The sequence below is a fragment of the Scandinavium sp. M-37 genome (genome assembly GCF_043558715.1).
GTDB classification, from domain to species: Bacteria; Pseudomonadota; Gammaproteobacteria; order Enterobacterales; family Enterobacteriaceae; genus Scandinavium; species Scandinavium vulneris_A.
The window spans coordinates 1-808 of sequence record NZ_JBIGIN010000088.1 but is presented as its reverse complement, the minus strand read 5'-3'; the positions used below and the strand labels follow the sequence as shown (position 1 = coordinate 808).

The following is an 808-nucleotide window of genomic DNA, read 5'->3' as shown; positions in this document are numbered from 1 at the left end:
AGCGCGAAGCTGCCGAGGTGGATCAGACGCCTGAGCGTGGAAGGCTGCTTTGGCACGTATAACGGGCAGCGCCAGACGGTGGCAGCCCCCTCTTCGCGGCGATAGCGCCACGCGGAGTAGCGCTCGCCGACCTGCCATTCCGGGTAGTACGGTGGGGCGGTAATCACCCGCACCTCATGCCCTTCCTGTGCCATCCACTCCACCATCTCACCGGTGTATTTGCCGATCCCGGTGAGCTCGGGAGAGTAGTTGATTCCGTACACGAGGATTTTCATAAACCCGGCGCCTCCGCGCGTTTTTCATCGAGGAAATAAGCGCGACTGTTGTCATGCACATTGTCTGCCGCCAGCAGGGCGTCCTGCGTCAGCCAGCGATAGTCATTGTGCTGCGCGGTCGGCAGCGGCAACGCTTTCACGTCAAGCTTCAGGCGAAATCCCAGCACCACGTAATGGGTGCTGAAATCGGTGCCAGAAAAGTTGTCGTCATAGAAATGCTGCCAGACGCCGTAAAACTGACCCGCCGACATCGGCAGGCGCAGGCCCAGCTCCGCTTCGGTCAGGCGCGAAAAGGCGTCTGAGAGGGTTTCATCTTTCTGCACTCGCCCGCCCGGCACGAACCAGTAGCCCTGTGCCGGACGGTTGTTACGTTTCCCGAGCAGAAATTCTCCCTCCGCGTTCTCCACGACCAAATCAATCGAAATGAGCGGGGTCGAACGCACCACGGTGGCAAAATCTTCTGGCGTCAGAAACATGGTTTACCCCCGGAAGCGGTGCTGGTTCTCAAGGAACCACTGGTAAGTACTGGCGAG

The 808-nt window shown here is 59.5% G+C and carries 2 protein-coding genes; both read right to left on the bottom strand.

Annotated elements, in window-relative coordinates:
• A partial coding sequence (locus ACG0Z5_RS23780) for a glycosyltransferase (RefSeq protein ID WP_394451629.1) occupies positions 1 to 275 on the bottom strand: 275 nt, incomplete at its 3' end.
• Positions 272 to 751 (bottom strand): GDP-mannose mannosyl hydrolase, encoded by a 480-nt coding sequence (locus ACG0Z5_RS23775; protein WP_394451627.1) that lies wholly within the window; start codon positions 749 to 751, stop codon positions 272 to 274. The genes ACG0Z5_RS23780 and ACG0Z5_RS23775, both read right to left, overlap by 4 nt.
• Positions 752 to 808: the final 57 nt, after the last annotated feature.